The following is a 25881-nucleotide window of genomic DNA, read 5'->3' on the forward strand; positions in this document are numbered from 1 at the left end:
GGTCACGGCACCCGGGCGGTCCACTCCGGCGTCGCGAACTTGGTACGGACGAGTTCCTCGGCGCGGGCCAGCTCGCCCGGTGTCACCGCGCCCCGGGTGAGACCGTGCCGCCGGCGGAAGGACTCGATCATGCGCTCGATGACGGTGTGCCGGGGGAGCCCCGTCTGCCGGCGCAGCGGGTCGACGCGCTTCTTGGCGCTCTTCGTGCCCTTGTCGGACATCTTCTCCCGGCCGATGCGGAGCACTTCGAGCATCTTGTCGGCGTCGATGTCGTACGACATGGTCACGTGGTGCAGCACCGCTCCGGGGCCGCCGTCGGGCCCCACCACGCGCTTCTGCGCCGCGCCCGCGATCTTTCCGACCTCGGTCGCGATGTCGTTGAGCGGCTGGTACCACGCCTTGATGCCCATGTCGCCGAGGGCTTCGAGGACCCAGTCGTCCAGATACGCGTAGCTGTCGGCGAAGGAGAGCCCGGAGACGAGGGACTGCGGGACCGCGAGGGAGTACGTGATGGTGCTGGCCGGTTCCGCGAACATCGCGCCGCCGCCGGAGACGCGGCGGACGACGGTGACCCCGTGGCGTTCGACTCCCTCCGGATCGACCTCGTTGCGCAGCGACTGGAAGCTGCCGATGATCACGGCGGGGGAGTCCCACTCCCACACCCGGAGCGTCGGCGGGCGGTTGCCCGCCGCGACCTCGGCCGTGATGACCTCGTCGAGCGCCATGTGGAGGGCGGGGGATTGCGGCGCGTCGTGGATGAGCTGCCAGTCGTAGTCGCTCCACTCGGTGGCGTGCGCCAGCGCCCGGCGTACGGCGACGGCGACGCCCTCGGAGGTGAGGCCGAGCATCACCGTCGACTCGGGGAGCGCCGCGTCGATCCGGGCGGCCAGCCCGGTGGTGTCGGTGGTGGCGGGGGCGCCCTCCAGCGCGGCGTCGATGGCGAGGATCGCCTCGTCCGGCTCCAGGAAGAAATCGCCCGCCACCCGTACGTCGCGCAGGGCCCCGCCCCGTACGTCCAGATCCACCACGACGAGCTTGCCGCCGGGCACCTTGTACTCACCGTGCACAGCCATGCCTCCAGTTTCCGTCCGGGACCCAAGCCTATGAACCGGTCCGAACGGACATAACGCCGACGCCTCGGGGTTTACTCCGGCCGGCCGCGTATCCACCCGTCCGGGCCGTGGTATGGACCAGACCCTTGACACCCGCTTCCTTCACTTCTTAAATCACCTACTGAACTAAGTGCGCGCTCTGCTTCCGTCATGTGAATGAATGACATGCGCATGACGAAGCCCCTTCCCCTCCCCACACCCCCACCGGAAGGGAGAGTCATGGACTCCCCACGCCGTTCGAAGCGGCTGCTCCACGCCGTACTCCCGGTTCTCACCCTCGCCCTGGTCACCACGGCCCTGGCCGGCGGTCCCTCCGCCGCGTCGGCCGCCCCGGCCCCCGCGGCGCAGGCCGCCGCCGTCACCACTTTCGCCGACGAATTCGACGGCGCCGCCGGATCCGCGGTCGACGGCGGCAAGTGGCTCATCGAGACCGGCGACAACGTCAACAACCACGAGCGGCAGTACTACACCTCGGGCAACAAGAACGCCGCCCTCGACGGCCAGGGCCACCTGGTCATCACCGCCCGCAAGGAGAACCCCTCCAACTACCAGTGCTGGTACGGCACCTGTCAGTACACCTCCGCCCGGCTCAACACCTCCGGCCGGTTCACCCAGGCGTACGGCCATGTCGAGGCGCGGATGAAGATCCCGCGCGGCCAGGGCATGTGGCCCGCGTTCTGGATGCTCGGCGACGACATCGGGCAGGTCGGCTGGCCCAACTCGGGCGAGATCGACATCATGGAGAACGTCGGCTTCGAACCGTCCACCGTGCACGGCACACTCCACGGCCCCGGATACTCCGGCTCCGGCGGGATCGGCGCGGGCTACACCCTCCCGAACGGGCAGGCCTTCGCGGACGCCTTCCACACCTTCGCCATCGACTGGGCACCCGACTCCATCTCCTGGTCCGTGGACGGCACCGTCTACCAGCGCCGCACCCCCGCCGACACGGCCGGCCGGACCTGGGTCTTCAACAAGCCCTTCTTCCTCATCCTCAACCTCGCCGTGGGCGGCTACTGGCCCGGCGATCCGGACGGCAACACCGCGTTCCCGCAGCAGCTCGTCGTCGACCACGTGCGGGTGACCACCGGTGACAGCCAGCCGCAGACCGGCGGCACCATCACCGGCCTGGCCGGCAAGTGCGTGGACGTGGCCGGGGCGTCGACCGCCAACGGCACCCCCGTACAGCTCTACGACTGCAACGGCAGCAACGCCCAGAAATGGAGCGTGAACGCCGACGGCAGCATCCGCGCCCTCGGCAAGTGCCTCGACGTGGCCTCCGGAGGAACGGCCGACGGGACCGTGGTCCAGCTGTGGGACTGCAACGGTTCGGCGGCGCAGAAGTGGACGGTCACGGGGGCGAAGGACATCGTCAACCCGCAGGCCGACAAGTGTCTGGACGCCACGGGCAACAGCTCGGCCAACGGCACCCGGCTCCAGATCTGGACCTGCGCAGGAACCGCCAACCAGAAGTGGACGGTGAACAAGTGACGTCCCATCACTTCCTGCGCGGCCGTGCCTCCGCCGTGCGCGGACTGCTCGGCGCCGGGGCCGCCGCCGTCCTGCTCGCCGGTCTGACCGGCACCCCCGCCCAGGGCGCCGCCGCCGCGGCCGGACAGATCACCGGGATCGCGGGCAAGTGCGTGGACGTGGCCGGTGCGGGCACGGCCAACGGCACCGCCGTACAGCTCTACGACTGCAACGGCAGCAACGCCCAGCAGTGGGACGTCGGTACGGACGGCAGCATCAAGGCACTCGGCAAATGCCTGGACGTGGCGTCCGGCGGGACCGCGAGCGGGACCGTGGTCCAGCTGTGGGACTGCAACGGTTCGGCGGCGCAGAAGTGGACGGTCACGGCGGCCAGGGACATCGTCAACCCGCAGGCCGACAAGTGTCTGGACGCCACGGGCAACAGCTCGGCCAACGGCACCCGGCTCCAGATCTGGACGTGCACCGGCGCCGCCAACCAGAAGTGGACGGCACCCACCGGCGGCGGCGACCCCGGCACCCCGCCCGCCGGGGCCATGGCCGTCGCCCCCTACCTGTACAACGGCTGGGGCAGCCCGCCCGACCCGGCCACCGTCATGAGCGCCACCGGCGTCAAGTGGTTCACGCTCGCCTTCGTCCTGAGCAACGGCTACTGCAATCCGCAGTGGGACGGCGGCAGACCCCTCACCGGCGGCGTCGACCAGCAGACCGTCAACACCGTCCGCGCCGCCGGCGGGGACGTCATCCCGTCGTTCGGCGGCTGGAGCGGCAACAAGCTGGAGAGCTCCTGCTCCAGCGCGGGCGAACTGGCCGCCGCCTACCAGAAGGTGATCAACGCCTACGGGCTCAAGGCCATCGACATCGACATCGAGGCCGAGGCCTACGACAGCGCCACCGTCCAGCAGCGCACCGTCGACGCGCTGAAGACCGTGCGGGCCGCCAACCCCGGCATCAAGATCTACGTCACCTTCGGCACCGGCCAGAACGGCCCCGACGACAGCCTGATCCGCAAGGCCGCCGCCTCCGGCCTCACCGTGGACAGCTGGACGATCATGCCGTTCAACTTCGGCGGCGCCGGCCAGGACATGGGCGCGCTCACCGTCCGGGCCGCCGAAGGCCTGAAGAACACCGTCAAGAACGCCTACGGCTACTCCGACGACGCGGCCTACCGGCACACCGGCATCTCCTCGATGAACGGCATCACCGACAACAACGAGACGATCACGGTCGCCCACTTCCGGACCATCCTCGCCTACGCGCAGCAGCGCCACCTCGCCCGGCTGACGTTCTGGTCGCTCAACCGCGACCGGCCGTGCACCGGCGGCGGCGCCGACAGCTGCTCCGGCGTCTCCCAGCAGCCCTGGGAGTACACGAAGGTCCTCGCCCAGTACGCCGGCTGACCCCCGGGCCGTGGGGCCGGCCGCCGGCCGGCCCCACCGCGCCCCGGATCCGCCCCGGCCCCCTCAGGCACGGAAAGGACGACCCCGCATGACCCCCACCCGCAACCGGACCCGCCGCGCGGGACGGACCGGCCGGCGGCTGCGTCTGCTGCTCCTGCTGCCGGCGCTCCTGTTCGGCCTCACCGCACCGACCGCGCAGGCGGCCCCCCGGGCGGCGCCCTTCAAGGTCATCGCCTTCTACAACGGCACCTGGGACGCCGCCCACATCAGCTTCGTCCAGGAGGCCAACCGCTGGTTCCCCGCCGCCGCGGCCGCCCACGGCTTCTCGTACACCTCCACCAACGACTGGGAACGGCTGAGCACCCTCACCCCGGACCAGTACCAGGTGGTGCTGTTCCTCGACGACGCGCCGCAGACCGCCTCCCAGCGCACCGGCTTCGAGCGCTACATGCGCTCCGGCGGTGCCTGGATGGGCTTCCACGTCTCCGCGTTCACCACCGAGGCCCGGACATGGCCCTGGTACTACGACGAGTTCCTCGGCAGCGGCGACTTCCGCTCCAACACCTGGGGCCCCACCACGGCCGTGCTGCGCACCGAGAACCGCACCCACCCCTCCACCACCGCGCTGCCCGCCACCTTCACCTCCTCGGTCAGCGAGTGGTACGCCTGGCAGCACGACCTGCGCACCGATCCGGACATCAAGGTGCTCGCCTCCGTGGACCCGGTGAGCTTCCCGCTGGGCACCGACCCGAATCAGTCCTGGTACAGCGGCGACTACCCCGTGATCTGGACCAACACCCACTACCGGATGCTGTACGCCAACTTCGGCCACAACGCCATGGACTACGCCACGAACACCACCCTGTCCTCCACCTTCGGCAGCGAGACCCAGAACCGGTTCGTGATCGACGGACTGACATGGCTGGGCGGCGGCGGTACGGGAACCCCCGATCCGGACGACCCGCTCTCCGGAGCCTCCGCCTACGCCCTCGTCTCCGAGGCCAACGGCACCTGCGTGGACGCCCGCGCCGCGGCCACCGCCAACGGCACGGCGATCCAGCAGTACACCTGCAACGGCACCACCGCCCAGCGCTACCGCTTCGCCGCCACCGACGGCGGCTACGCCCGGATCTCCCCGGACACCGACGCCCGTCAGGCCCTCGACGTGGTCGACGTCTCCACGGCCGACGGCGCCGGGATCCAGCTCTGGACGTACGGTGGCGGCGCGAACCAGCAGTGGAAGCCGGTCAGGGAGTCCGCCGGCGTCTACCGGCTCACCGCCCGGCACAGCGGAAAGTGCCTGAGCACCCCCGCCTCCGCCACCGCCGGGGAACGACTCGTCCAGCGCACCTGCGACGGCTCGGCCGCCCAGCGCTTCCGGCTGGTGGCCCAGGGCTGAGCCCGGCGGATGCGCGGCGGGAGGGGCACCCTCCGCGCACCCGCCGTCCCCCGGCCACCTCCCGGCCATGACCGGGCCGCCGGCGCTCCGGAGCCCCGTGCTTAGCTGGAGGGCATGATCGATGACTTTCTCACCGGGGACCTGTCCGACGTCGAGGCGGCGGTCCGCGCAGCGGCCGCCGCCGAGATCATGCCGCGCCACCGGCAGCTCGCCGAGGACGAGATCGTCGAGAAGAACGGTCCGCACGACCTGGTCACGACCGCCGACCGGCTGGCCGAACAGCACCTCACCGCCTCCCTGAGCCGGATCCTGCCCGGCTCCGTGGTCGTCGGCGAGGAGGCCGTGCACGCCGACCCGGCGGTGTACGAGGCGCTGAGCGGCGAGGCCCCGGTGTGGATCGTCGACCCGGTGGACGGCACCCGCCAGTTCGTCCGGGGCGAGACGGGATTCTGCACCCTGGTCGCCCTCGCCCACCGGGGCGAGCTGCTGGCCTCCTGGACGTACGCCGCCGCCCTCGACGAGATGGCCGTCGCCGTGCGCGGCGGCGGGGCCCGCCTCGACGGTGCCTCCATACGCTCCGGCTCGCCCGCCCCCGACACCGCGCTCAGGGTCGCCATGTCGCACCCCGACTACACGACGGACGCGCAGAAGCGGGCCCTGCTGGGCCTGGACACCGACGGCATCGAGCCCCGCCCCTGCGGTTCGGCCGGCCTCGAATACCTGGCCGTCGCAAGGGGCGCGCTCGACGCGACGGCCTTCAACTGGGAGTACGCGTGGGACCACGCGGCGGGCCTGCTCCTGGTCGCCGAGGCGGGCGGCCACCAGGCCACGCTCTCCGGCGACCCCTTCCGCATCACCGGCGGCAACGCCCTGCCCTTCACCGCCGCCCGCGACCGGGCGACCGCCGACCGCGTGCTGACCGCCCTGCGCACCGGGGCCTGACCGGGCCCGGCCGCGCGGAACCTCAGGGGGCCAGCAGGCCGCGGGTGAGGGCGGCGAGGCGGGCGCGGGCCCGGGGGTCGTACGCCTGGGCATGGGCGGGGGTGTCCGTGAAGCGGTCGAAGTAGCGGCCGCTGACCCCGGCGAGCGCCGGGTCGGTGATCAGCCGCACCGTCGGGCGCACGCCCTCCTCGACGGGAACGGCCGGCGTCAGCCCGTACGCCCTGACGCCTTCGGTGTCCATGAGGTGGGCCGGATGCAGGGCGTTGAACGTGACCCCGGTTCCGGGCTTCTCCTCGGCGGCCAGATCGAAGGTCGACATGATCAGTGCCAGCTTGCTGCGGCAGTACGCCTCCAGGCCCTCGTAGCCGCGCTCCATCATCACGTCCTCGAAGTCGACGGGCGACTGCCCGACCGAGGCCACCTGCACCACCCGCGCCGGGGCGGAGTCCCTCAGCAGTGGCAGGAGTTCCCGGGTGAGCACCTGCGGGGCGAGATGGTTGACGGCGAAGCGCAGCTCGTGGCCCTGCGCGCTCACCTCCCGGCGCAGCGGCTCCGCGCCGCCGCCGGCCACCGCGTTGTTCACCAGGACGTCGAGGCGGGGCTCGGCCGCCCGCACCTCGGCGGCCAGCGCGCGGACCTGGTCCAGGTCGGAGAGGTCCGCGAGATAGGTGCGCACCGGGGCACGGCCTCCGGAGGCGGCCCGTACCTCGGCCGCCGCCCGGTCGAGCCGGTCCCGGCCGCGGCCGTGCAGGAGCAGCGTCGCCCCGCGTCCGGCGAGGTCGCGGGCGAGATGGAGACCGAGTCCCTGGGTGGCCCCGGTGACGAGGACGGTCCCTTCGTAGACGGCGGGCGCGGTGTGCGTCGGCGTACGGTCGCGTTCTGTATCCATAGGTTGAGTTATATCAAGGTCTTGATAGGTCATCCAGGGCTGTTTTCCGGTCGGGCCCTGATTCATCAGCGGGGCTGTACGCTCGCGGGCATGGGAATGACCGCCGGTGAACGCCTCGGCGCGGACATCAAACGCGCAGAACAGGCCCTGATGGCCGCGAAGAGCGCCGCGCTGAGGGGCGTCGATCTGAGCGTCGCGCAGTACGCGGCGCTGTTCGCCCTGGACGGCAACCCGGGGATGTCGGGAGCGGCGCTGGCCCGCGCCTGCCTGGTGACCCCGCAGGCGATGGCGGCGGTGCTCAAGCATCTGGAGGAGCGCGGCCTGATCGCCCGATCCGTGCACCCGTGGCATCAGAAGATGCTGGAGACCCGTCTGACGGACGCCGGGTCCGAGGTGCTGCGGCTGGCCGACGAGCAGGCCGTACGGATCGAACGCCGCCTCGCGGACGCGTTCACGCCGCAGGAGCGCGACACCCTGCGCGCCCTGCTGGCCCGAAGCGTCGAGGCCATCCGGCAGGACTGAACCGGGCGCCCCGGCCCGGGAGGGGACCGGCGGGGCTCAGGCCGACCGTGCCGACAGCATCCCGCGTACGTCGCGCACGATCCGCCCGGCCGACGCCACCGCCGCGCCGTCCAGCCCCCGCAGTGCCTCGCCGACCCGCTCGGCGAAGCCCGCAGGGGTGTCGGGAAGGGCCGCCGCGGCGGCCAGCGCGCCCTTCTCGTTGAGGCACCAGGTGCGGTGGTGGGCGTGCAGGGCCTGGGCCAGGATGCCGAACGCCCGGGACAGGCAGAGCGACACATGGAGCCGGTCGTCCGAACCGGCCGACTTGGCGGCCGACGCGACCGAGAAGTCCGCCTCCCAGGCCGCGTCGGCCAGTGCCCGGCGCAGCGGCTCCGGATAGGTGGCGGTCTGCCGCCGCAGTTCCGTCAACGCGCCGTGCGGATCGGCCAGTACGCGGCAGAGCGCGACCTCGCCCGGATACGCGGGGGACCAGAAGCCCAGCGGATGGCCGGGCTGGATCCCCACCTCGAAACGGCCCTCCCGGCAGTCGGCCCAGACGGATGCGACCCGGTCCAGATCGCGGAGGATCCAGTCCACCTGGACGCCGTCCACGCGCAGCCAGGCGCCGCCGTCGACCCAGGGGCCCCAGCCGCCCGGACCGGCGACCTCGACGGGCGAACCCTGGAACTCCGAGGCCAGCGCGGTCAGCGCGGCGAGGTCCGGCGCGCCCCGGTAGTACAGCCCGAGGTCCCAGTCGGAGTCCGGACGGTGCGTGCCCCGGGCCCGGCTGCCGCCGAGCGCGACCGCCCGGATGCCGGCGACGCCGGTCAACTGCTCGGCCATGGCGGCGATCCGGGGCGGCACGGAGGCCTCGGGCGGCGCGGCGGACGGTGCGGCGGGGGCGGACGGCTGCCGGGAGGCGGAATGCGGAGTGGTCATCGGTCGGTGACCCTACCCGCGCCCCCGCTGTCGGTGCCTGCGAATATCCTGGGTGCCCAGACCGTCGGCTGACAAAGGAGTCCGAAGGTGCCGTCGATGCTCGATGCAGTCGTCGTGGGGGCGGGCCCCAATGGACTGACCGCCGCGGTCGAACTGGCCCGCAGGGGCTATGCCGTGGAGGTCTTCGAGGCCGGAGCGACCGTCGGCGGCGGGGCCCGCACGGAGGAGCTGACGCTGCCGGGCTTCCGGCACGACCCCTGCTCGGCCGTCCATCCGCTGGGCATCGGCTCGCCCGCCTTCGACACGATGCCGCTCGCCCGGCACGGCCTGGAATGGATCCAGCCCGATCTGGCCCTCGCCCACCCCTTCCCGGACGGCACCGCGGCCGTCCTGGCCACCTCGGTGGGGGAGACCGCCATGGCGCTCGGCCCGCGCGACGCGGGCGCCTACCGACGGCTGGTCGAGCCCTACGTCGGCCACTGGGACACCCTCGCCCAGGACTTCCTGCGCACCCCGTGGGACGGACTGCCCCGCGACCCCTACCGCTGGGTCCGCTTCGGACTCGACGCGATCCAGCCCGCCACGCTGCTCTCCCGCCGCTTCCGGGGCGAGAAGGCCCGCGGTCTGCTCGCCGGACTCGCCGCCCACGCCATCGCGCCCACCAGCGGCCTCGCCACCGGCGGCATCGCCCTGCTCTTCGCGATCGCCGCCCACGAGCGGGGCTGGCCGGTGCCGCGCGGCGGCTCCCAGTCCATCTCCGACGCCCTCGCCGGGTACCTCCGGGAGCAGGGCGGCGTCATCCGCACCGGCACGGAGGTCAAGCGGCTGGACGAGCTGCCGCCCGCCCGCGCCTACATCTTCGACACCTCGCCGACCGCGCTCGCCCGGATCGCCGGACTCGGCCGCGCCTACCGGGGATACCGCTACGGCGCCTCCTGCTTCAAGATCGACTACGCGCTCTCGGGCCCCGTCCCCTGGACCGCCGAGGAGGCCCGCCGCGCCGGCACGGTCCACATCGGCCCCACGGCCGGCGAGATCGACGCCGCGCTCCGTGCCGCCGTCGACGACCGCGACCCGAGCGTGCCCTTCCTCATCACCGCCCAGCCCAGCCTCTTCGACCCGTCCCGCGCGCCCGAGGGCAAGCACGTCTTCTGGGCGTACGGACACGTCCCGGCGGGCTGGGAGGGCGACGCCACCGACGTCATCGAACGCCAACTGGAGCGCTTCGCCCCCGGCTTCCGCGATCTGGTGCTCGCCCGCGCGGTCGCCGGCCCGCCCCGGCTCGCCGCCCGCAACGCCAACTACGTGGACGGCGACGTCGCCTGCGGGGCGTTCGCCGGACTCCAGACCGTGATCCGCCCAAGGCTCGCCCGGATTCCGTACGCGACCGCGCATCCGTCGGTCTACATCTGCTCCTCGGCGACCCCGCCCGGCCCCGGGGTGCACGGCATGTCCGGACACCACGCGGCGAAGGCCGTCTGGCGGCGGCTGCGGGAGACGGGGCCGGCCGCCCGCCGGTGACGACCGGCCTGCCCCACCGGCCCCCACGGCCCGTTCCGCAACGGCAGAATGGCCTCATGCGCACACCTTCGACCGTCGCCGTCACCCTCGTCCGGGGCGACATCACCCAGCAGTCCGTCGATGTCGTCGTCAACGCCGCGAACTCCTCCCTGCTCGGCGGCGGCGGAGTCGACGGGGCGATCCACCGCAGGGGCGGCCCGGAGATCCTGGCCGCCTGCCGCGATCTGCGCGCGTCCTCGTACGGCAGGGGACTGGCCACCGGGCAGGCCGTCGCCACCACCGCCGGACGGCTCGACGCCCGCTGGGTCGTCCACACGGTCGGACCGGTCTACAGCAGCGCCGAGGACCGCTCGGCCCTCCTGGAGTCCTGCTACCGCGAATCGCTGAAGGTCGCGGCGGAGCTGGGCGCGCGCACGGTCGCCTTCCCCGCGGTCTCCACCGGCATCTACGGCTGGCCCATGGACGACGGCGCGCGCATCGCCGTGCGCACCGTGCTGGCCGAGGCCGCGCCGCCCGTCGAGGAGGTGCGGTTCGTACTCTTCGACGCGCACGCGTACGTGGAGTTCGAGGAGGCGCTGGCCGCCCAGCGCTGAGCCCCGGGCCCGCCGGGGCCGTGCCGCTCAGGCCTCCCGCGCGGGGCCGACGCCGTCCACGTCGAAGGTCACCTGGTCCTCGTAGCACCACCACCAGGTCTCGCCCGGTTCGTAGGAGCGGACCAGCGGATGTCCCGAGGCGCGGAAATGGGCGGTGGCGTGCTGGTTGCGCGAGGAATCGCAGCAGCCGACGTGCCCGCAGCTCTGGCACATGCGCAGATGCACCCAGCTGTCCCCCTGCGCCACGCACTGGGGGCAGGAGTCGGGACTGTCCGGGGGGACGCGCCGCACCTGGTCGAGGTGGGAACAGATCGGCGCGGACGACGCGTCCGTCATGACGGTTCTCCCTTGCGCTCGCCTACGGTGCTCGGGCACCCCCGCTCCGCGCGGCCCCAGCCGGTCCACGCGGCCCACGGGCCCCACAACCCCCTCCAGCCTCTCATCGCGCGGATGTCTGTCAACTCGCCGCCCGCCCCTTCACCCGGGCCCGCGCCGGACGTCCGCACGGGTGCGGCGGGCGCACGCCCATGTCGGATTTCCGCCAGCCCCGGCCCGGGACCGTGACCCATGCTGGGACCATGCACACCGACACCGAGCGCTGCGTCCGGGCCGTCCGCTCCAAGGACGCCCGCTTCGACGGCTGGTTCTTCACCGCCGTCCTGACCACCCGCATCTACTGTCGCCCCAGCTGCCCGGTCGTCCCGCCCAAGACCGAGAACATGACGTTCTACCCGAGCGCCGCCGCCTGTCAGCAGGCCGGATTCCGGGCCTGCAAACGGTGCCGGCCCGACACCAGCCCCGGATCGCCCGAGTGGAACGCCCGCGCCGACTCGGTGGCCCGCGCGATGCGCCTGATCAGGGACGGCGTCGTCGACCGGGAGGGCGTCCCGGGACTGGCCGCCCGGCTCGGCTACTCGGCCCGCCAGATCGAACGGCAGCTGCTCGCCGAGCTGGGTGCCGGACCGCTGGCCCTGGCCCGCGCGCAGCGGGCGCAGACCGCGCGGCTGCTCATCGAGACGACCGGGATGCCCATGGCCGAGGTGGCCTTCGCCGCCGGGTTCTCCTCGATCCGCACCTTCAACGACACGGTCCGCGAGGTCTTCGCCCTCGCCCCCGGGGAACTGCGCGCCCGCGCCGCCCGCTCGGCGCGCCCGGCGGCGACCCCCGGCGTGATCGCGCTGAGGCTGCCGTACCGCGCCCCGCTCAACCCGTCCAACCTCTTCGGGCATCTGGCCGCGACCGCCGTGCCCGGCGTGGAGGAATGGCGCGACGGCGCCTACCGCCGCACCCTCGACCTGCCGCACGGCCACGGCATCGTCTCCCTCGCGCCCCGCCCCGACCACATCGCCTGCCGGCTCTCCCTCACCGACCCCCGCGACCTCACCCGGGCCATCAGCCGCTGCCGCTGGCTGCTCGACCTGGACGCCGACCCGGTGGCCGTGGACGCGCAACTGCGCGCCGACCCGCTGCTCGCGCCGCTCGTCGACGCGGCCCCGGGACGCCGGGTGCCGCGCACGGTCGACGGCGCGGAGTTCGCCGTACGCGCCGTTCTCGGCCAGCAGGTCTCCACCGCGGCCGCCCGGACGCACGCGGCCCGGCTGGTCACGGCGTACGGCACCCCCGTGGACGATCCCGAGGGCGGGCTGACCCATCTCTTCCCGGCCCCGGAGGCCCTGGCCGGACTGGACCCCGAGCGGCTGGCGCTGCCGCGCTCCCGCCGCCGGACGCTCACCACGCTCGTCGGGGCGCTCGCGGACGGCTCGCTGCGGCTGGGCCCGGACAGCGACTGGGAGCGCGCCCGCGCCGAACTGGGCGCCCTGCCCGGATTCGGCCCCTGGACCGTCGAGGTCATCGCGATGCGGGCGCTGGGCGACCCGGACGCCTTCCTGCCGACCGACCTGGGCATCGGCCGGGCCGCCCAGCACCTGGGCCTGCCCGCGACGCCCGCCGCGCTGACCGCCCGCGCCGCGGACTGGCGGCCCTGGCGCGCGTACGCCGTCCAGTACCTCTGGACCGTCGACGACCACCCCATCAACCATCTCCCCTCAGCCGAAGGTTCCCCGTGAGCACCGCAACCGCATCCACCGGCCCGGCCGAGCGCCGGCACACCGTGACCGACAGCCCCTACGGGCCGCTGACCCTCGTCGCCGCCGACGGGGTCCTCTGCGGCCTGTACATGACCGGACAGCGGCACCGGCCGCCCGAGGAGACCTTCGGCGTCCCCGATCCCGCCCCCTTCGACGAGGCGATCGAGCAGCTGGACGCCTATTTCGCCGGTGAGCTGCGCGCGTTCGACCTGCCGCTGCGTCTGGACGGCACCCCGTTCCAGCGCCGCGTCTGGGCGGAGCTGTGCCGCATCCCGTACGGCGAGACCCGGACGTACGGGGAACTGGCCGGGAACCTGGGCCGGGTGGGGGCCTCCCGGGCGGTGGGCCTGGCGAACGGGAAGAACCCGGTCGGGATCATCGTGCCCTGCCACCGGGTGATCGGGGCCTCGGGCAGCCTCACCGGTTACGGCGGCGGCCTGGACCGCAAACAGCGGCTGCTGGCGTTCGAGAACGGCACCGAGGACAGCGTTCCGGCGCTCTTCTAGAGGATCCGCGCCGGCCGAGGAAAAAGGGGCGGGCCCCCGCGCGGATACGCGGGGGCCCGCCCCTTTCCCGTCCCGCCGGCCGGACCGGACCGGCCGAGGACCGGCCCCGGACGGAGGCCCGGATCGGACGGAGGCCGGAATCAGACGAAGATCTCGATCACGGTCCAGATCGCCAGGCCCAGCATGCACAGTCCGCCGATGCGCTGGACCGTCTTGAGCGGGACGCGCTTGGCGATGAAGCGGCCCGCCAGGAGCGCCAGGGCCGATACGGACATCAGGGCGGCGGCGGAGCCGATGGCCGTGGACCAGGCGCCGTTGCTCGCGGCCAGGTTGGCCGTGGTGATCTGCGTCAGATCGCCCCATTCGCTGATGAACACGGCCGTGAACGCGGTCGAGTACACCGGCCAGAAGCCCGTCACCGTCTTCGGGCCGTCCTCGTCCTCGTCGTCGCCCCCGTCGGCGCGCAGCAGCATGAAGGCGCCGAAGGCGAACAGCGAGGCGGAGACGATCTTGACGATCCAGTCGGGCAGCAGCCCCAGGAGGCCGCCCGCCCCGACCGCGATGGCGACATGGACGATGAACGCGGACGAGGTGCCGAACCAGACGTAGAGCGGGCGCATGCGGGTGCCCATGGCGAGCGACGCGAACATCGTCTTGTCGGGGAGCTCGGCGAGGAAGATCAGCCCGAAAGCGGTGATGATCGCCAGGGGGTCGAGATGCATTCCGGGTGGCTTTCTGTAGGAGCCGGGCTCCGGATCTTCCGCGAAGTGCCGCTCGGGCGTCTCGGAGGACCACTCGGCCCGGCATGACGGCACCGCCCACGGGATGTGGACGTGTCATACCTGACCGAAGGTCTCGCCCGTCCGTGCCGGAGCGCGGACCCGGCCACCGGGAACCCGGGGGTTCCAGTGTGTCGACGACCGGTTCGCGGGGCTACTCCCCTTCGCAGCCCCTCACTCTACCGGACGGCCTCCGGAGCGGCCCCGACACGGTCCAGGAACGCGGCGATCAGCGGGGCGATCACCGGCAGACGGTCCTCCAGCGCGAAGTGCCCGGTGTCCAGGAGGTGCAGCTCGGCGTCCGGGAGGTCGCGCAGATAGGCGAGGGCGCCGGGCTCGGGGAAGAACATGTCGTGCGCGCCCCAGACGACGAGGGCAGGCGGGGTGTGCGCCCGCAGCCACTCCTGCCAGCGCGGGTAGAGAGCCACGTTGGAGTGGTAGTCGAAGGCCAGGTCCAGCTGCGGCGCGGTGCGGCCGGGCAGGTCCAGGAAGTGCTGGTCCAGCGTCCAGCCGTCCGGTGCCACCAGGTGCGGATCGGCGGTCCCGCCCTCGTACTGGCCGCGCGTCGCCGGCAGTGTCAGCAGCGTGCGCACGGTGTCGGCGGCGCCGGGGGTGTCCCGTCGCAGCGCGATGAAGTCGCGGGCCGTCGGTGACAGCCCCTCCGCGTACGCGTTGCCGTTCTGCACCACGAGCCCGGCGATCCACTCCGGGTGACGGGTGGCGAGCCGGAACCCCACGGGGGCCCCGAAGTCGAACACGTACATCACGAAGCGCTCCAGTCCGAGCGCGCGCACGAAGCCCTCCATGACGTCGGCGAGCCGGTCGAAGGTGTACGTGAACGAGCCGCCCTCGGACGTGGAGGCGGGGGCGTCGCTGTGGCCGAACCCCGGGTAGTCCGGCGCGATCAGCCGGTAGTGGGCCCCGAGGGCGTCCATGAGGCGGCGGAACTGGTGCGAGGCCGAGGGGAATCCGTGCAGCAGGAGCAGCGGCGAGGCGTCGTCCGCGGCCGGCGACGGGACCGACTCGCGGAAGAAGACACGGACGCCGTCGACCTCGATGTGCCGGTGGCGGATCTGCGGAACCGTCTGGATCACCATGTTCACATGCCTCCTCAATGGAATGACCCATTAGTTCTATGAGGCGACCGGCTAATGTGTCAAGCGCGTGAGTTAGCATTAGTCGCATGACTGGCCCCGAGCCCCTGACCGGCGAACCGCTCGCCCTGGACCTGCTCAACACGCTGCCGTACGCCGCCGAGGGCGACCCGCCCGACCATCTCGCCGACGCGGAGGGCCTGCTGCGCTGGCTGGCCCTGGAGGCCGGCCGGCTCCCGGGCGCCGCCGGGGCACCCGAGGCGGACGCGGCCGACGCGGCGGCCGTCCGCGCCGTGCGGACCCACACCGCCCGCGCCCTCGCGGCGGCCCGCCGGGGCGAGCGCCCCGACCCCGCCGACCTGCGCGCCCTGAACGAGGCACAACGTGCCGCCCCCGCCGTCCGGTTCGCGGAGTGGAGCGACGGGACGCTCACGGCGGAACCCCGCCGCTCCGGCCCGCTCGGGGCGCGGGTGGCGGCGGCGCTGGCCGAGGACGCCGTCCTGCTGCTCGCCGGTCCGGCGCTCGCGAAGGTCAGGGAGTGCGAGGCCGACGACTGCACGATGCTCTTCCTGCCCGCCCACCCGCGCCGCCGCTGGTGCTCGGCCGCCCGCTGCGGCAACCGCGCCCGGGTCGCCCGCTACTACGCCCGCCACAAGGACGACGGCCCGCACTGAGGCGCCCGCGAACCGCCTACGCGCTCTTGCGTGCGAGCAGGAACGCCTGCGGTGTCGCCTCCGTCCCCTCCGCCGCCCGGACCAGCCCGGCCACCCCCTCGAACCCGGCGGCCCCCAGCAGCCGCGCCACCCGCGCGGGGGAGAAGCGGTACACGTCCAGATCCACCGGATGCCCGTACGCCCGCTCCAGCCGGACCCGTTCGTCCCCCGCCTTGAAGGCCAGCAGCAGCGGACCGCCCGGCGTCAGTACGCGGTGGAACTCGGCCAGATGGCGGGGCAGTTCCTCCGGCGGGGTGTGGACCAGCGAGTACCAGGCGAGCACCCCGCCCAGCGAGCCGTCCGCCGCGTCCAGCGCCGTCGTCGTGCCCACCTCGAAGCGCAGATCCGGATGGCGGCGGCGGGCCTCCGCCACCATGCCCGGCGACAGATCGACCCCGAACGCCGGTACCCCGCGGTCCCGCAGAAGAGCCGTCACCCGGCCCGGCCCGCACCCGGCGTCGACGACCGGACCCCCGGCCGCCGCCGCGTACCCGGCGAACACGGACAGCACCGCCCGCTCCAGCGGTCTGTCCGCCAACTCGTCGGCGAGCAGGGACGCGTAGGCGACGGCGACGGTGTCGTACGAGGACCGGACGGCGGCGACGGTGTCGTGCGCGGAACGGGGGGCCGTTCCGGTGGTCAGCGGGGGACGGGCGGGGGAGCCGGCGGGAGTCATACGGCGGACCGTACCGAGGCCCGCCGGGCCGGATCAGGCGCCCGACTCCTCCGCCAGGCGTTCCAGCAGCGCCGGCAGCGCGGTGCCGATCGGCTCCCGGATCGTCTCCTCGGCCAGCTCGTCGTACGGCGTCGGCTCCGCGTTCACCACGATCAGGCGCGCCCCGTGCTCCACCGCGAGGCCGGCCAGCGACGCGGCGGGCTGCACCTGGAGCGAGGTCCCCACCGCGACGAACACCTCACAGGCCTTGGCGACGCCCATCGCCTCGCCCAGGACCACCGGATCGAGCCGCTCGCCGAACATCACCGTCGCCGACTTGAGGATGCCCCCGCAGTCGCGGCACGGCGGATCCGGCTCCCCGGCCTCCACCCGGTCCAGCGCCTCGGCCATCGTCGTCCGGCGGTGGCAGCGGGTGCACACCACCTCGCGCGCGGTGCCGTGCAGTTCGAGGACCTTGCGGGCGGGCATCCCGGCCAGCTGGTGCAGCCCGTCGACGTTCTGTGTGATCACCCGGACCGGGACGCCGGCCCGCTCCAGCGCGACGACCGCGCGATGCGCGCCGTTCGGCTCCGCGTTCCACGTGGCGCTCGTCCGGCGCATCAGCCAGGAGCGGCGGCGGATGTCCGGATCCGCCATGTACAGGTCGTACTGAACGAGCTTCTCGGACTCCGGGTCCTTGCGCCACAAGCCGTTCGGCCCGCGGTAGTCGGGGATGCCGGAGTCCGTGGAGATACCGGCACCGCTGAGGATCGCCACGAGTGTCATGGCGCGAGCGTACGCAGCCGACGCGGCCTGCGGCGAGGCGATATCGCGGGCTGCTACCGTCCCGCCATGGCGAAGGTAATGGTGGGTCTGGAAGCGGAACTCGTCGTCGAAGTCATGGTCCTCGCGGGGGTCGGCAACCCCTGGGGCCTGTATTGAGTTCCCCGTCTGCGCCCCGGCGCCCGGCACGCACGCTCGCCGCACGGGGACCCAGGACAGGTGGCTCCGCCACATGACCTGGGCCCCCGCACGCCGATCGCACGCACCGACCGCCGCTGCGCCCGCCCTCCGGGCGGACGACGGGGAACTCAATACAGGCCCCAGGACGCCGTCGAACTCGTCGTACGCGACTACATCGCGCGCGGCCACCGCACGGAGGCGCGTACCGCGGCCCGCGAGGAGACCGTGCGCGAGGACGGGATCAGGCCGCAGGACACCCAGGGCTGACCCGGCGGGCCGCACCGGGCCCGGGGGATCAGACGGCGGGCCGGCCGTCCACCAGCTCCGCCGTGCCCGCACCGGAGTCCAGTACCTCCAGCGAGGCGCGCACCCGGGGGAGCAGGGTGCCGATCAGATACGCGTCCAGCTCCGCCGGCTCGACGAGCTTCCAGGACAGCAGCTCCTCCTCCTGGATCCGGATCGCCTTGAGCGCCTCGTCGTCGAGGACCCCGCCGTCGTACACATGGGCGACGATCGGCGGCCGTGCGCTGCCCCGGGTCCAGTCGACGGAGAGCAGCCGCCCCGGCTCCAGGTCCAGTCCGATCTCCTCGGCGGACTCGCGCCGCGCGGCCTGCCGCGGGGTCTCGCCGTCCGCCGACTCGATCGTGCCGCCGGGCAGCGTCCAGCCCTCCCGGTAGTTCGGCTCGACGAGCAGCACCCGGCCCCGGGCGTCGCGGAACAGGCAGGCCGCGCCCGCCAGCACCTTGGGCAGACCGGCGATGTAGGTGGCGTAGTCAGAGGTCGTCACGGCAGCAGCGTAGCGGCGCGGCGGGCACCGCCGGGTCCGGCCCGGGGGCGGTCCAGGGCCCGGACACCCATGGGCAGGGAGGGGGTGCTGCGGATAGGGTCGGGGCGGCGCGACTGCCTGTTCGAATGCAAAGGGAATCAAGGTGACGGACGGAGCAGTGATGGAGACCGCACGCGTGCTCGTCGCGGCGGACAAGTTCAAGGGCTCGCTGACGGCCGTACAGGTCGCGGAGCGGGTCACGGCCGGGCTGCGGCGGGCCGTTCCCGGGGTACGGGTCGAGGCCCTGCCCGTCGCGGACGGCGGCGACGGCACGGTGGCGGCCGCGGTGGCCGCCGGATTCGAACGCCGCGAGGCCCGGGTGACCGGCCCGCTGGGCGACCCCGTCACCGCGGCCTACGCGGTGCGCGGCACCACCGCCGTCGTCGAGATGGCCGAGGCCTCCGGCCTCCAGCACCTGCCCTCCGGCGTGTTCGCCCCGCTCACCGCCACCACGTACGGCTCCGGCGAACTGCTGCTCGCCGCGGTGGAGGCCGGCGCGCGGACCATCGTCTTCGGCGTCGGAGGCAGTGCGACCACGGACGGCGGCGCGGGGATGCTGACCGCGCTCGGCGCCCGCTTCCTGGACGCGGACGGCAAACCGGTCGGCCCCGGCGGCGCCGCCCTCGCCGATCTGGCCACGGCCGATCTGTCCGGGCTCGACCCCCGGCTCGGCGCGGTCGACCTGATCCTCGCCAGCGACGTCGACAACCCCCTCACCGGACCCACCGGGGCGCCGGAGGTCTACGGCCGGCAGAAGGGCGCCACCGAGGACGACATCGCCCTCCTCGACGCGGCGCTCGCCCACTACGCCTCCGTCCTCGGCCCCGGACAGGCCCGGCTGCCGGGCGCGGGTGCGGCGGGCGGCATCGGCTACGGCGCCCTGGTCGCCCTCGGCGCGCGCTTCCGGCCCGGCATCGAGGTCATGCTCGACGTCCTCGGCTTCGCCCCCGCGCTGGCCCGCGCCACCTTCGTCATCACCGGCGAGGGCTCCCTCGACGAGCAGACCCTGCACGGCAAGGCCCCGGCCGGCGTCGCCGCCGCGGCCCGCGCCGCGGGCCTCGACGTCGTCGCGGTCTGCGGGCGCCTCGCCCTGCCCCCGGACTCCCTGGGCCGCGCGGGCATCCGCCGCGCCTACCCGCTCACCGCACTGGAACCCGACCCCGCCGTCTGCATGGCCGAGGCCGGCCCGCTGCTGGAGCGGGTCGCGGAGTCGATCGGGCGGGACTTCCTGAGCTGATTCCGCGGGACGGGGCCGCCGTGGGGCGGTGACCGCGGGCTGCGTGGGGCGGTGACATCGTGAGGCCGTGACCGGGGTGCTCCCGGTCACGGTGGCACGGGGCCGTGAGGCTGTGACCTGGGGCGTTCCCGGTTCCGGTGGTACGGGGACGCGTGGTCCCGGGCGGGTTCCCTCCGCACCGCCCCGGATCAGCCCACGTGCCCGGCCCCGCGCCATCCCCCCGGCCCGTGCGGCAGCACCCGGGGGCCGTCCGGCGATCCCGGCGCGTGGCCCTCCGCCGGGATCCGCACCGGTCCCGCGCCGCCCGGCGCACTCCGGACCGCCTCCAGGGCCAGGACCACCTCCACCAGCTCCCGGGGCCGTGACAGCGACCGCGAGGTCAGCGTCTCCAGCCGCCGCAGCCGGTTCAGCACGGTATTGCGGTGACAGCGCAGCCGGGCCGCCGCGCGCGCCGCCGAGCCGTCGCAGTCCAGCCACGCCTCCAGCGTCGCCACGAGCACCGCCCGGTCCGCCGGGGCGCGGTCCAGCAGCGGGCCGAACACCTCCTCGGCCAGATGGGCCGCGAGGTCCGGGCCGCCCGCCACCAGGGCCGCCGGAATCCGGCCCGCCAGGCACACCGCCCGGTCCCCGCCCGGACCGCACACCAGCAGTGCCGCCTCCGCCAGCCGGCGCGCCGTCCCCAGTCCCGACAGCCCCTCCACCACCGGCCCGACCCCGCCGGGACCCGGCCGTACGGCCGACACGGCCGCCGCCACCGCGACCGGGTCCGCGTCCCCCGCCACCACCACCGCGATCTCCCGGCCGGGCCGGGCCCGCCACAGGAACCTCAACCCGTGCGCGCCGGAGGGCCGTTCACCGGCACCCGCAGGCGGAACGACGACCGCGACCGCGTACCGCCCCCGCTCCGGCAGCGCCAGCGCACCGGCCGCCAGACGGACGAGGTCCGGGCCGCCGTCGCCGTCCAGCAACGCGTCGAGGAGCGCCCCCGCCCGTCCGTCCCCGCGCCGCCGCATACCCGCTCCGTCTCCCCGGCCGACCACGCCGGTGTCCCGTCCCTTCACGGCATCCGGCATCCGGCGTCCGTGCCGTCCGGCCCGCGCCGTGAGGATGACACCGCTCCCCGGCCCGGGGGAGCGGGCCGGGCCGCCGTCTGTGCATGTGCCCAACCGGGCCGCTCCGGCACTGGTCATCCGCAGCGTCCGGGCCCCGGGCCGTGGACGCGCGGCCCGCCCGCTGCTGGTCTGTGGCGCACGGACGCACCGGACGGGCAACCGCCGGCCGCCTCCGGGCCGGGATCCCCGTGCCCGTACGGCACCCACGCGTCCGCTCCATGACAGGCGGAAGGAGGAGGACGCGTGGCAACGCTGGAGATCCGCGCACTGTCGGTGGGCTACGGCCCGGTCCGCTCGCTGCGCGACGTCTCGCTCGATGTGCCGGCCGGCACGATCACCGCCGTGCTCGGCGGCAACGGGGCCGGGAAGACCACACTGCTGCGGGCCGTCTCGCGGACCCTCGGCTTCCACCGGGGTACGGGTACGGGCACGGTCCGCTTCGACGGACGGCCCCTGGACGGGCTGCACCCCGCCCAGGTGGTCGCCGCCGGAGTGGTCCAGGTCCCCGAGGGCCGCCAGGTGTTCGCCCGGATGACGGTGGCCGACAATCTGCGGGCGGGCGCGCTCGGCGCCCGGGGCGGACGCAAGGCCGCCGCCGAGGCCCTGACCCGCGTCCACGAGCTGTTCCCCGTCCTCGCCCGGCGCGCCCACCAGCGGGCCGGGCTGCTCTCCGGCGGCGAACAGCAGATGCTGGCGATGGGACGGGCGCTGATGGCCCGGCCCCGGCTGCTGCTGCTCGACGAACCCTCGCTCGGCCTCGCCCCGCTGATGGCGGCCCGCATCGCCGACACCGTACGGGAGATCAACGCCACGGGTACCTCCGTCCTGCTCGTCGAGCAGAACGCCGCGATCGCCCTGCGCCTCGCCTCCACCGCCTACGTCCTGGAGGTCGGCGAGGTCGCCCTGGAGGGACCGGCCGACGAACTGGCCGCCTCCGACGAGGTCCGCCGCCGCTACCTCGGCGTCGTCGACGAGACCGCCGCCGAGGACGCCGGGAGCGCCGCCGGCACCGTACCCACGCTCAGCAGGTGGTCCGCGTGACGACCGCTCAGGACACCACCGCGGCGGCCCCCGAGGCGCTCACGGTCCGCGACGTCACCGTGCGCTTCGCCGGGCTCACCGCGCTCGACGGCATCTCCTTCACCGTGGAGCCGGGCAGCGTGCACGCCGTCATCGGCCCCAACGGCGCCGGGAAGTCCACCACCTTCAATGTGCTCTCCGGGGTCTACCGGGCCGCCTCCGGCACCGTCCACCTCGGCGCCACCCGGCTCACCGGACTCGCCCCGCACCGCATCGCCGCGCTCGGCGTCGCCCGCACCTTCCAGAACCTCGCGCTGCCCCCGCACGCCACCGTCGCCGACACCCTGATGCTCGGCCGGCACCGGCTCACCCGGGCCGGTTTCCTCGCCTCCGGGCTGCGGCTGCCCGCCGCGGCCCGCGAGGAGCGGCGCCACCGCGAACGGGTCCGCGAGATCGCCGCGTTCATCGGCCTGGACAAGGACCTGGACCGCCCCGCCGCCGCCCTCCCGTACGGCACGCAGAAGCTCGTCGAACTCGGCCGGGCGCTCTGCATGGAACCGAGGGTCCTGCTCCTGGACGAACCCGTCGCGGGCATGACTGCCGACGAACGCCGGCGCACCGCGGCCGTCGTCGCCGGGATCCGCGACAGCCTCGGCATCTCGATCGTGCTCGTCGAACACGACATGGGCGTCGTCATGCGGCTCGCGGACGCCGTGACCGTACTCGACTTCGGACGCAGGATCTCCGGCGGCACCCCCGCCGAGGTCCAGAACGACCCGGCCGTCGTCCAGGCCTACTTGGGGACACAGGAATGACCACTTTCATCGAACTCCTCCTCGGCGGACTCTCCATCGGCTCGGTCTACGCGCTCATCGCGCTCGGCTTCGTCGTCATCTTCAAGGCCACCGAGGTCGTCAACTTCGCCCATGCCTCGCTGCTCCTGGCCGGCGGCTACGTCACCGCGGTCCTCCACGACGACATCGGCTTCTGGCCCGCGCTCGGCGCCGGGATCGCGGGCGCCGCGGTCGTCGGCGCCGCCGTCGAGTTCCTGGTGATGCGCCGCTACCGGGGCGGCGACCAGAGCGTCCTGGCCATCGTCACCATAGGCGTCGACATCCTGCTCACCACCGAACTCACCCGGCGCATGGGCACCGAGGTCCTCTCGCTCGGCGACCCCTGGGGCGACAAGGTCGTCACCCTCGGCGACGTCACCCTCGCCCAGACCCGCATCGCGGCCTTCGTCGCCGCGGCCCTGCTCATCACCGTGTTCCTGCTCGCCTTCCGCTTCACCTCCTGGGGCGTGTCGATGCGGGCCGCCGCGGAGAACCCGCAGACCGCCGCCCTGATGGGCATCCGGCTCGGCCGGGTCTCGCTCACCGCCTGGGCGGTGGCCGGGGCACTCGCCGCCGTGGCCGCGCTCTTCCTCACCGTCTTCCCCACCCCCGGACTGGAACGCGCCACCTCGCTCGCCGCCCTCAAGGCCTTCCCCGCCGCCATCCTCGGCGGACTCGACTCCACCACCGGAGCCCTGGCCGGCGGGCTGATCGTCGGCGTCACCGAGGCACTCGCCACCGGATACCAGAGCGATCTGTCCTTCCTCGGCCGCGGCATCGGCGACCTCGCCCCCTATCTGGTGATGGTGCTCGTGCTGCTGCTGCGGCCCGCGGGACTCCTGGGAACGAAGGAGCTGGCCCGTGTCTGAGACCACCACCGCACCCGCCGCCCCGGGCATCACGGCCGCCGCCGCCCGGCTGCGCCGCCCCCGTACGTACCTCTGGGCCGCCGGCTCGGTGCTGCTGCTCGCCCTCCCCTTCTACGTCGACCGCTTCTGGCTCCAGGCCGGGCTCTTCGCGATGGCCGCCGCCATCGGCGCGATCGGCCTCAACCTGCTCACCGGCGCCACCGGCCAGCTCTCCATGGGCCACGCCTTCTTCCTCGCCGTGGGCGCCTACGGCTACTGCGTCCTGGCGGGGGAGAGCAGTACCGAGAACGGGCACCAGCTGACCGGGCTCGGACTGCCCGGCTGGCTCGCCGCCCTGCTCGCCGTCCTCCTCGCCGGAGCGGCCGGCGGACTGTTCAGCCCCATCGCGAGCCGGCTGCGCGGCGCCTACCTCGGCATCGCCACCCTCGCCCTGATCTTCATCGGCCAGCACGTCCTGTTCAACGCAGGCTCGCTCACCGGCGGGTTCAACGGACGCGACGTGCCCCCGCTCTCGCTCTTCGGCCTCACCTTCGACGACACCGAGGTGCTGGTCGCCTCCGTCCCGTTCCAGTCCTCGGAGAAGCTCTGGTACGTGGCGCTGCTCGCCCTGGCGCTGAGCGGGCTCTTCGCCCGGGGCGTGCTGCGCGGCCGGCCGGGCCGGGCCCTCAACGCCATCCGCGACCACCGGATCGCCGCCGGGGTGATGGGCGTCCCGGTGGCCCGCTACCGGGCCGGGGTCTTCGTCCTGTCGTCCATGTACGCCGGACTGGCCGGGGTCCTGCTCGCCCTCGTCTTCCAGCGGACCGTGCCCGAGTACTTCGGCATGGTCCTCTCCCTGGAATACCTCGCCATGATCGTCATCGGCGGGCTCGGCACCGTGGCGGGCGCCGTCGTCGGCGCCGCGTTCGTCACGCTGCTCCCGCAGCTGCTCACCCACTACAGCGACTCCCTGCCCCTGGTCTCCGCCCCCGGCACGGGCGGACTGTCACCGGGCGAGGCCTCGCGCTACCTGTACGGCGCCGCGGTGGTCGCGGCGGTCCTGTTCCTGCCCGGCGGCCTGACACGTCCGCCGAAGAACCCGGGAGACAAGAAATGAAACTGCGTGTGCTCGGGGCCGTGTGCGCGGCCCTCGCCCTCACCCTCGTGGGCTGCAGCGGAAAGGCCGAACCCTCCGGCGGCGGCGAGGACAAGGGCGGGATCAAGACCGGCGAGGGCGTCACCGGCAAGACGATCACGCTCGGCGCGCTCACCGACATGACCGGCGTCTACGCCTCCCTCGGCAAGAGCGTCACCCAGGCCCAGCAGCTCTGGGTCAAGGAGACCAACGCCGCCGGCGGCATCTGCGGCCGCACGGTCGAACTGACCGTCCGCGACCACGGCTACGACCCCCAGAAGGCCGTCGCCGGATACACCGAGCTGGAACCGAAGGTGCTGGGCTTCGTCCAGTTCATCGGCTCGCCCTTCGTCGCCGCCGTCGAGAGCCGCGTCAACGGCGACAAGGGCCTCGTCCTGCCCCAGGCCTGGTCCGCCAACCTCCTCGGCAGCTCCTACATCCGGGTCATCGGCGCCACCTACGACGTCGAGACCATCAACGCGATCGACTACCTCCTCTCCGAGAAGCGCATCGCCCGCGGCGACCGCATCGGCCACGTCTACTTCGAGGGCGACTACGGCGAGAACGCCCTCGCGGGCGCGAAGTACGCCGCGAAGGAGGCCGGGCTCACCGTCGTCGAACAGAAGATCAAGCCCACCGACAACGACATGACCGCCCAGGTCGCCGCCCTCAAGCAGGCCGGCGTCAAGGCCGTCGTCGTCAGCGCCGGACCGCGCCAGGCCGCCTCGCTCGTCGGCGTCGCCGCCGCCACCGGCTTCAAGGTCCCGGTCATCGGCAACAACTCCGCCTTCGCCCCGCAACTCCTCAAGACCCAGGCCGGACCGGCCCTCGCGCAGGACTACTACGTGGCCGCCTCCACCCTCCCGATCGGAGACCCGGGCGCAGGGCCCGCCAAGCTCGCGAAGGACTACTCCGCCGCCTATCCCGAGGACGGCCTCGACAACGGCGTCATCGCGGGCTACAACGCCGCGAGCCTCTTCGGGGACGCGCTGGAGAAGGCCTGCGCCGCGAAGGACCTCACCCGCGAGGGCGTCGACAAGGCGCTGCTCACCATCAAGGACTTCGGCGCCGATTTCGGGATGCCGCACGACTTCTCCGACCCGGCGGCGCCCTCCACCCGGGAGAGCGTGATCATGAAGCCGGACCTGAAGACCCCCGGCGGACTGAAGGTGGTCAGGCCCGCCGAGGCCGCCGCCGCGGCGAAGTCCTACCCCGTGAAGTAGCCGGACCGGACGGCCGGCGGGCGGCACACCTCACGGTGTGCCGCCCGCCGGTGCTTTCCGGATACC

26 protein-coding genes and 2 pseudogenes are annotated in these 25881 nt (G+C 73.6%); 18 read left to right on the forward strand and 10 right to left on the reverse strand.

All coding sequences use genetic code 11. From position 1 onward, the window contains the following. Positions 1–2: 2 nt before the first annotated feature. Positions 3–1067: a lipoate--protein ligase family protein gene (locus ACZ4FH_RS13480; RefSeq protein ID WP_467304907.1), complete on the reverse strand. Its 1065-nt coding sequence runs from the start codon at positions 1065–1067 to the stop codon at positions 3–5. A gap of 264 nt (positions 1068–1331) precedes the next feature. On the opposite strand from ACZ4FH_RS13480, the gene ACZ4FH_RS13485 reads away from it, so the two are divergent. The 4 genes from ACZ4FH_RS13485 to ACZ4FH_RS13500 all read left to right on the forward strand — a co-directional run bounded on the left by ACZ4FH_RS13485 (position 1332) and on the right by ACZ4FH_RS13500 (position 6341). Continuing rightward, positions 1332–2603, forward strand: a complete 1272-nt coding sequence (locus tag ACZ4FH_RS13485) for a ricin-type beta-trefoil lectin domain protein (RefSeq protein WP_467304485.1) — start codon at positions 1332–1334, stop codon at positions 2601–2603. Positions 2604–2638: 35 nt separating this feature from the next. Further along, a complete protein-coding gene (locus ACZ4FH_RS13490) occupies positions 2639–4000 on the forward strand; it encodes a ricin-type beta-trefoil lectin domain protein (RefSeq protein WP_467304909.1) in 1362 nt (453 codons plus the stop codon). 88 nt (positions 4001–4088) lie between these two features. After that, positions 4089–5399: a ThuA domain-containing protein gene (locus ACZ4FH_RS13495; protein ID WP_467304487.1), complete on the forward strand. Its 1311-nt coding sequence runs from the start codon at positions 4089–4091 to the stop codon at positions 5397–5399. Positions 5400–5513: 114 nt separating this feature from the next. Next, entirely contained in the window at positions 5514–6341 is an 828-nt protein-coding gene (locus tag ACZ4FH_RS13500; protein ID WP_467304488.1) for an inositol monophosphatase family protein, read from the forward strand. A gap of 22 nt (positions 6342–6363) precedes the next feature. On the opposite strand, the gene ACZ4FH_RS13505 is transcribed toward ACZ4FH_RS13500, so the two are convergent. Further along, complete coding sequence (locus ACZ4FH_RS13505; RefSeq protein WP_467304490.1) at positions 6364–7230, reverse strand: SDR family NAD(P)-dependent oxidoreductase; 867 nt, start codon at positions 7228–7230, stop codon at positions 6364–6366. Positions 7231–7320: 90 nt separating this feature from the next. Here ACZ4FH_RS13505 and ACZ4FH_RS13510 point away from each other — a divergent pair, with 90 nt between their 5' ends. Then, positions 7321–7752, forward strand: coding sequence for a MarR family winged helix-turn-helix transcriptional regulator (locus tag ACZ4FH_RS13510; RefSeq protein WP_467304492.1), 432 nt, complete (start codon positions 7321–7323; stop codon positions 7750–7752). Between the two features lie 36 nt (positions 7753–7788). On the opposite strand, the gene ACZ4FH_RS13515 is transcribed toward ACZ4FH_RS13510, so the two are convergent. Beyond that, the gene (locus ACZ4FH_RS13515) at positions 7789–8574 is read right to left on the reverse strand and encodes a nucleotidyltransferase domain-containing protein (RefSeq protein ID WP_467304911.1); all 786 of its coding nucleotides are present in this window, start codon (positions 8572–8574) and stop codon (positions 7789–7791) included. A gap of 183 nt (positions 8575–8757) precedes the next feature. On the opposite strand from ACZ4FH_RS13515, the gene ACZ4FH_RS13520 reads away from it, so the two are divergent. Next, a complete protein-coding gene (locus ACZ4FH_RS13520; protein ID WP_467304493.1) occupies positions 8758–10191 on the forward strand; it encodes a phytoene desaturase family protein in 1434 nt (477 codons plus the stop codon). A 56-nt stretch (positions 10192–10247) separates the two neighbouring features. Beyond that, on the forward strand, positions 10248–10784 hold the full coding sequence (locus ACZ4FH_RS13525) for an O-acetyl-ADP-ribose deacetylase (protein ID WP_467304495.1): 537 nt from the start codon (positions 10248–10250) through the stop codon (positions 10782–10784). A 27-nt stretch (positions 10785–10811) separates the two neighbouring features. Here the strand turns inward: ACZ4FH_RS13525 and ACZ4FH_RS13530 are convergent, their stop codons facing one another. After that, a complete protein-coding gene (locus ACZ4FH_RS13530; protein ID WP_467304496.1) occupies positions 10812–11120 on the reverse strand; it encodes a UBP-type zinc finger domain-containing protein in 309 nt (102 codons plus the stop codon). Positions 11121–11362: 242 nt separating this feature from the next. On the opposite strand from ACZ4FH_RS13530, the gene ACZ4FH_RS13535 reads away from it, so the two are divergent. Continuing rightward, entirely contained in the window at positions 11363–12850 is a 1488-nt protein-coding gene (locus ACZ4FH_RS13535) for an AlkA N-terminal domain-containing protein (RefSeq protein WP_467304498.1), read from the forward strand. Next, positions 12847–13377 (forward strand): methylated-DNA--[protein]-cysteine S-methyltransferase, encoded by a 531-nt coding sequence (locus ACZ4FH_RS13540; protein ID WP_467304499.1) that lies wholly within the window; start codon positions 12847–12849, stop codon positions 13375–13377. Before ACZ4FH_RS13535 ends, ACZ4FH_RS13540 begins: the two co-directional genes overlap by 4 nt. Positions 13378–13517: 140 nt before the next feature. On the opposite strand, the gene ACZ4FH_RS13545 is transcribed toward ACZ4FH_RS13540, so the two are convergent. Both ACZ4FH_RS13545 and ACZ4FH_RS13550 read right to left on the reverse strand, forming a co-directional pair. Continuing rightward, a complete protein-coding gene (locus ACZ4FH_RS13545) occupies positions 13518–14099 on the reverse strand; it encodes a TMEM165/GDT1 family protein (RefSeq protein WP_467304501.1) in 582 nt (193 codons plus the stop codon). Between the two features lie 236 nt (positions 14100–14335). Beyond that, entirely contained in the window at positions 14336–15253 is a 918-nt protein-coding gene (locus tag ACZ4FH_RS13550) for an alpha/beta fold hydrolase (protein ID WP_467304502.1), read from the reverse strand. Positions 15254–15339: 86 nt separating this feature from the next. On the opposite strand from ACZ4FH_RS13550, the gene ACZ4FH_RS13555 reads away from it, so the two are divergent. Further along, entirely contained in the window at positions 15340–15924 is a 585-nt protein-coding gene (locus ACZ4FH_RS13555) for a CGNR zinc finger domain-containing protein (RefSeq protein ID WP_467304503.1), read from the forward strand. A 16-nt stretch (positions 15925–15940) separates the two neighbouring features. Here the strand turns inward: ACZ4FH_RS13555 and ACZ4FH_RS13560 are convergent, their stop codons facing one another. Then, complete coding sequence (locus ACZ4FH_RS13560; protein WP_467304505.1) at positions 15941–16639, reverse strand: class I SAM-dependent DNA methyltransferase; 699 nt, start codon at positions 16637–16639, stop codon at positions 15941–15943. 33 nt (positions 16640–16672) lie between these two features. After that, positions 16673–17404: an SIR2 family NAD-dependent protein deacylase gene (locus tag ACZ4FH_RS13565; protein ID WP_467304506.1), complete on the reverse strand. Its 732-nt coding sequence runs from the start codon at positions 17402–17404 to the stop codon at positions 16673–16675. A 66-nt stretch (positions 17405–17470) separates the two neighbouring features. Between ACZ4FH_RS13565 and ACZ4FH_RS13570 the strand changes: the two are divergent. Both ACZ4FH_RS13570 and ACZ4FH_RS13575 read left to right on the forward strand, forming a co-directional pair. Continuing rightward, positions 17471–17542 (forward strand): annotated as a pseudogene (locus ACZ4FH_RS13570) (DUF2191 domain-containing protein); the annotation flags it as partial. A gap of 177 nt (positions 17543–17719) precedes the next feature. Further along, positions 17720–17848 (forward strand): annotated as a pseudogene (locus ACZ4FH_RS13575) (DUF2191 domain-containing protein); the annotation flags it as partial. Between the two features lie 28 nt (positions 17849–17876). Here ACZ4FH_RS13575 and ACZ4FH_RS13580 read toward each other — a convergent pair. Then, positions 17877–18368 (reverse strand): NUDIX domain-containing protein, encoded by a 492-nt coding sequence (locus tag ACZ4FH_RS13580; protein ID WP_467304508.1) that lies wholly within the window; start codon positions 18366–18368, stop codon positions 17877–17879. A 160-nt stretch (positions 18369–18528) separates the two neighbouring features. Here ACZ4FH_RS13580 and ACZ4FH_RS13585 point away from each other — a divergent pair, with 160 nt between their 5' ends. Next, entirely contained in the window at positions 18529–19644 is a 1116-nt protein-coding gene (locus tag ACZ4FH_RS13585) for a glycerate kinase (protein WP_467304509.1), read from the forward strand. Positions 19645–19832: 188 nt separating this feature from the next. On the opposite strand, the gene ACZ4FH_RS13590 is transcribed toward ACZ4FH_RS13585, so the two are convergent. Continuing rightward, a complete protein-coding gene (locus ACZ4FH_RS13590) occupies positions 19833–20717 on the reverse strand; it encodes a PucR family transcriptional regulator (protein ID WP_467304510.1) in 885 nt (294 codons plus the stop codon). A gap of 282 nt (positions 20718–20999) precedes the next feature. Between ACZ4FH_RS13590 and ACZ4FH_RS13595 the strand changes: the two genes are divergently transcribed. From ACZ4FH_RS13595 to ACZ4FH_RS13615, 5 genes are read left to right on the forward strand one after another with little or no spacing between them, the layout of a single operon-like run. Further along, a complete protein-coding gene (locus ACZ4FH_RS13595; RefSeq protein WP_467304512.1) occupies positions 21000–21797 on the forward strand; it encodes an ABC transporter ATP-binding protein in 798 nt (265 codons plus the stop codon). After that, positions 21785–22591 (forward strand): ABC transporter ATP-binding protein, encoded by an 807-nt coding sequence (locus ACZ4FH_RS13600; protein ID WP_467304514.1) that lies wholly within the window; start codon positions 21785–21787, stop codon positions 22589–22591. The genes ACZ4FH_RS13595 and ACZ4FH_RS13600 overlap by 13 nt, the downstream gene beginning before the upstream one ends. After that, entirely contained in the window at positions 22588–23478 is an 891-nt protein-coding gene (locus ACZ4FH_RS13605) for a branched-chain amino acid ABC transporter permease (RefSeq protein WP_467304515.1), read from the forward strand. The genes ACZ4FH_RS13600 and ACZ4FH_RS13605 overlap by 4 nt, the downstream gene beginning before the upstream one ends. Next, the gene (locus ACZ4FH_RS13610) at positions 23471–24574 is read left to right on the forward strand and encodes a branched-chain amino acid ABC transporter permease (RefSeq protein WP_467304516.1); all 1104 of its coding nucleotides are present in this window, start codon (positions 23471–23473) and stop codon (positions 24572–24574) included. The genes ACZ4FH_RS13605 and ACZ4FH_RS13610 overlap by 8 nt, the downstream gene beginning before the upstream one ends. Further along, complete coding sequence (locus ACZ4FH_RS13615; RefSeq protein ID WP_467304518.1) at positions 24571–25815, forward strand: ABC transporter substrate-binding protein; 1245 nt, start codon at positions 24571–24573, stop codon at positions 25813–25815. The genes ACZ4FH_RS13610 and ACZ4FH_RS13615 overlap by 4 nt, the downstream gene beginning before the upstream one ends. Positions 25816–25881: the final 66 nt, after the last annotated feature.

It is taken from the genome of Streptomyces sp. NPDC024555 (assembly GCF_055559335.1).

Excerpts from the sequence above, each read along its gene's own strand:
- ACZ4FH_RS13590 (WP_467304510.1), bottom strand. The coding sequence starts at position 20,717 with ATGCCGGATGCCGTGAAGGGACGGGACACCGGCGTGGTCGGCCGGGGA.
- ACZ4FH_RS13530 (WP_467304496.1), bottom strand. The coding sequence starts at position 11,120 with ATGACGGACGCGTCGTCCGCGCCGATCTGTTCCCACCTCGACCAGGTG.
- ACZ4FH_RS13525 (WP_467304495.1), top strand. The coding sequence starts at position 10,248 with ATGCGCACACCTTCGACCGTCGCCGTCACCCTCGTCCGGGGCGACATC.
- ACZ4FH_RS13550 (WP_467304502.1), bottom strand. The coding sequence starts at position 15,253 with ATGGTGATCCAGACGGTTCCGCAGATCCGCCACCGGCACATCGAGGTC.
- ACZ4FH_RS13605 (WP_467304515.1), top strand. The coding sequence starts at position 22,588 with ATGACCACTTTCATCGAACTCCTCCTCGGCGGACTCTCCATCGGCTCG.
- ACZ4FH_RS13495 (WP_467304487.1), top strand. The coding sequence starts at position 4,089 with ATGACCCCCACCCGCAACCGGACCCGCCGCGCGGGACGGACCGGCCGG.
- ACZ4FH_RS13565 (WP_467304506.1), bottom strand. The coding sequence starts at position 17,404 with ATGACACTCGTGGCGATCCTCAGCGGTGCCGGTATCTCCACGGACTCC.
- ACZ4FH_RS13500 (WP_467304488.1), top strand. The coding sequence starts at position 5,514 with ATGATCGATGACTTTCTCACCGGGGACCTGTCCGACGTCGAGGCGGCG.
- ACZ4FH_RS13545 (WP_467304501.1), bottom strand. The coding sequence starts at position 14,099 with ATGCATCTCGACCCCCTGGCGATCATCACCGCTTTCGGGCTGATCTTC.
- ACZ4FH_RS13510 (WP_467304492.1), top strand. The coding sequence starts at position 7,321 with ATGGGAATGACCGCCGGTGAACGCCTCGGCGCGGACATCAAACGCGCA.
- ACZ4FH_RS13535 (WP_467304498.1), top strand. The coding sequence starts at position 11,363 with ATGCACACCGACACCGAGCGCTGCGTCCGGGCCGTCCGCTCCAAGGAC.
- ACZ4FH_RS13505 (WP_467304490.1), bottom strand. The coding sequence starts at position 7,230 with ATGGATACAGAACGCGACCGTACGCCGACGCACACCGCGCCCGCCGTC.
- ACZ4FH_RS13615 (WP_467304518.1), top strand. The coding sequence starts at position 24,571 with ATGAAACTGCGTGTGCTCGGGGCCGTGTGCGCGGCCCTCGCCCTCACC.
- ACZ4FH_RS13515 (WP_467304911.1), bottom strand. The coding sequence starts at position 8,574 with ATGGCCGAGCAGTTGACCGGCGTCGCCGGCATCCGGGCGGTCGCGCTC.
- ACZ4FH_RS13485 (WP_467304485.1), top strand. The coding sequence starts at position 1,332 with ATGGACTCCCCACGCCGTTCGAAGCGGCTGCTCCACGCCGTACTCCCG.
- ACZ4FH_RS13560 (WP_467304505.1), bottom strand. The coding sequence starts at position 16,639 with ATGACTCCCGCCGGCTCCCCCGCCCGTCCCCCGCTGACCACCGGAACG.
- ACZ4FH_RS13585 (WP_467304509.1), top strand. The coding sequence starts at position 18,529 with ATGGAGACCGCACGCGTGCTCGTCGCGGCGGACAAGTTCAAGGGCTCG.
- ACZ4FH_RS13555 (WP_467304503.1), top strand. The coding sequence starts at position 15,340 with ATGACTGGCCCCGAGCCCCTGACCGGCGAACCGCTCGCCCTGGACCTG.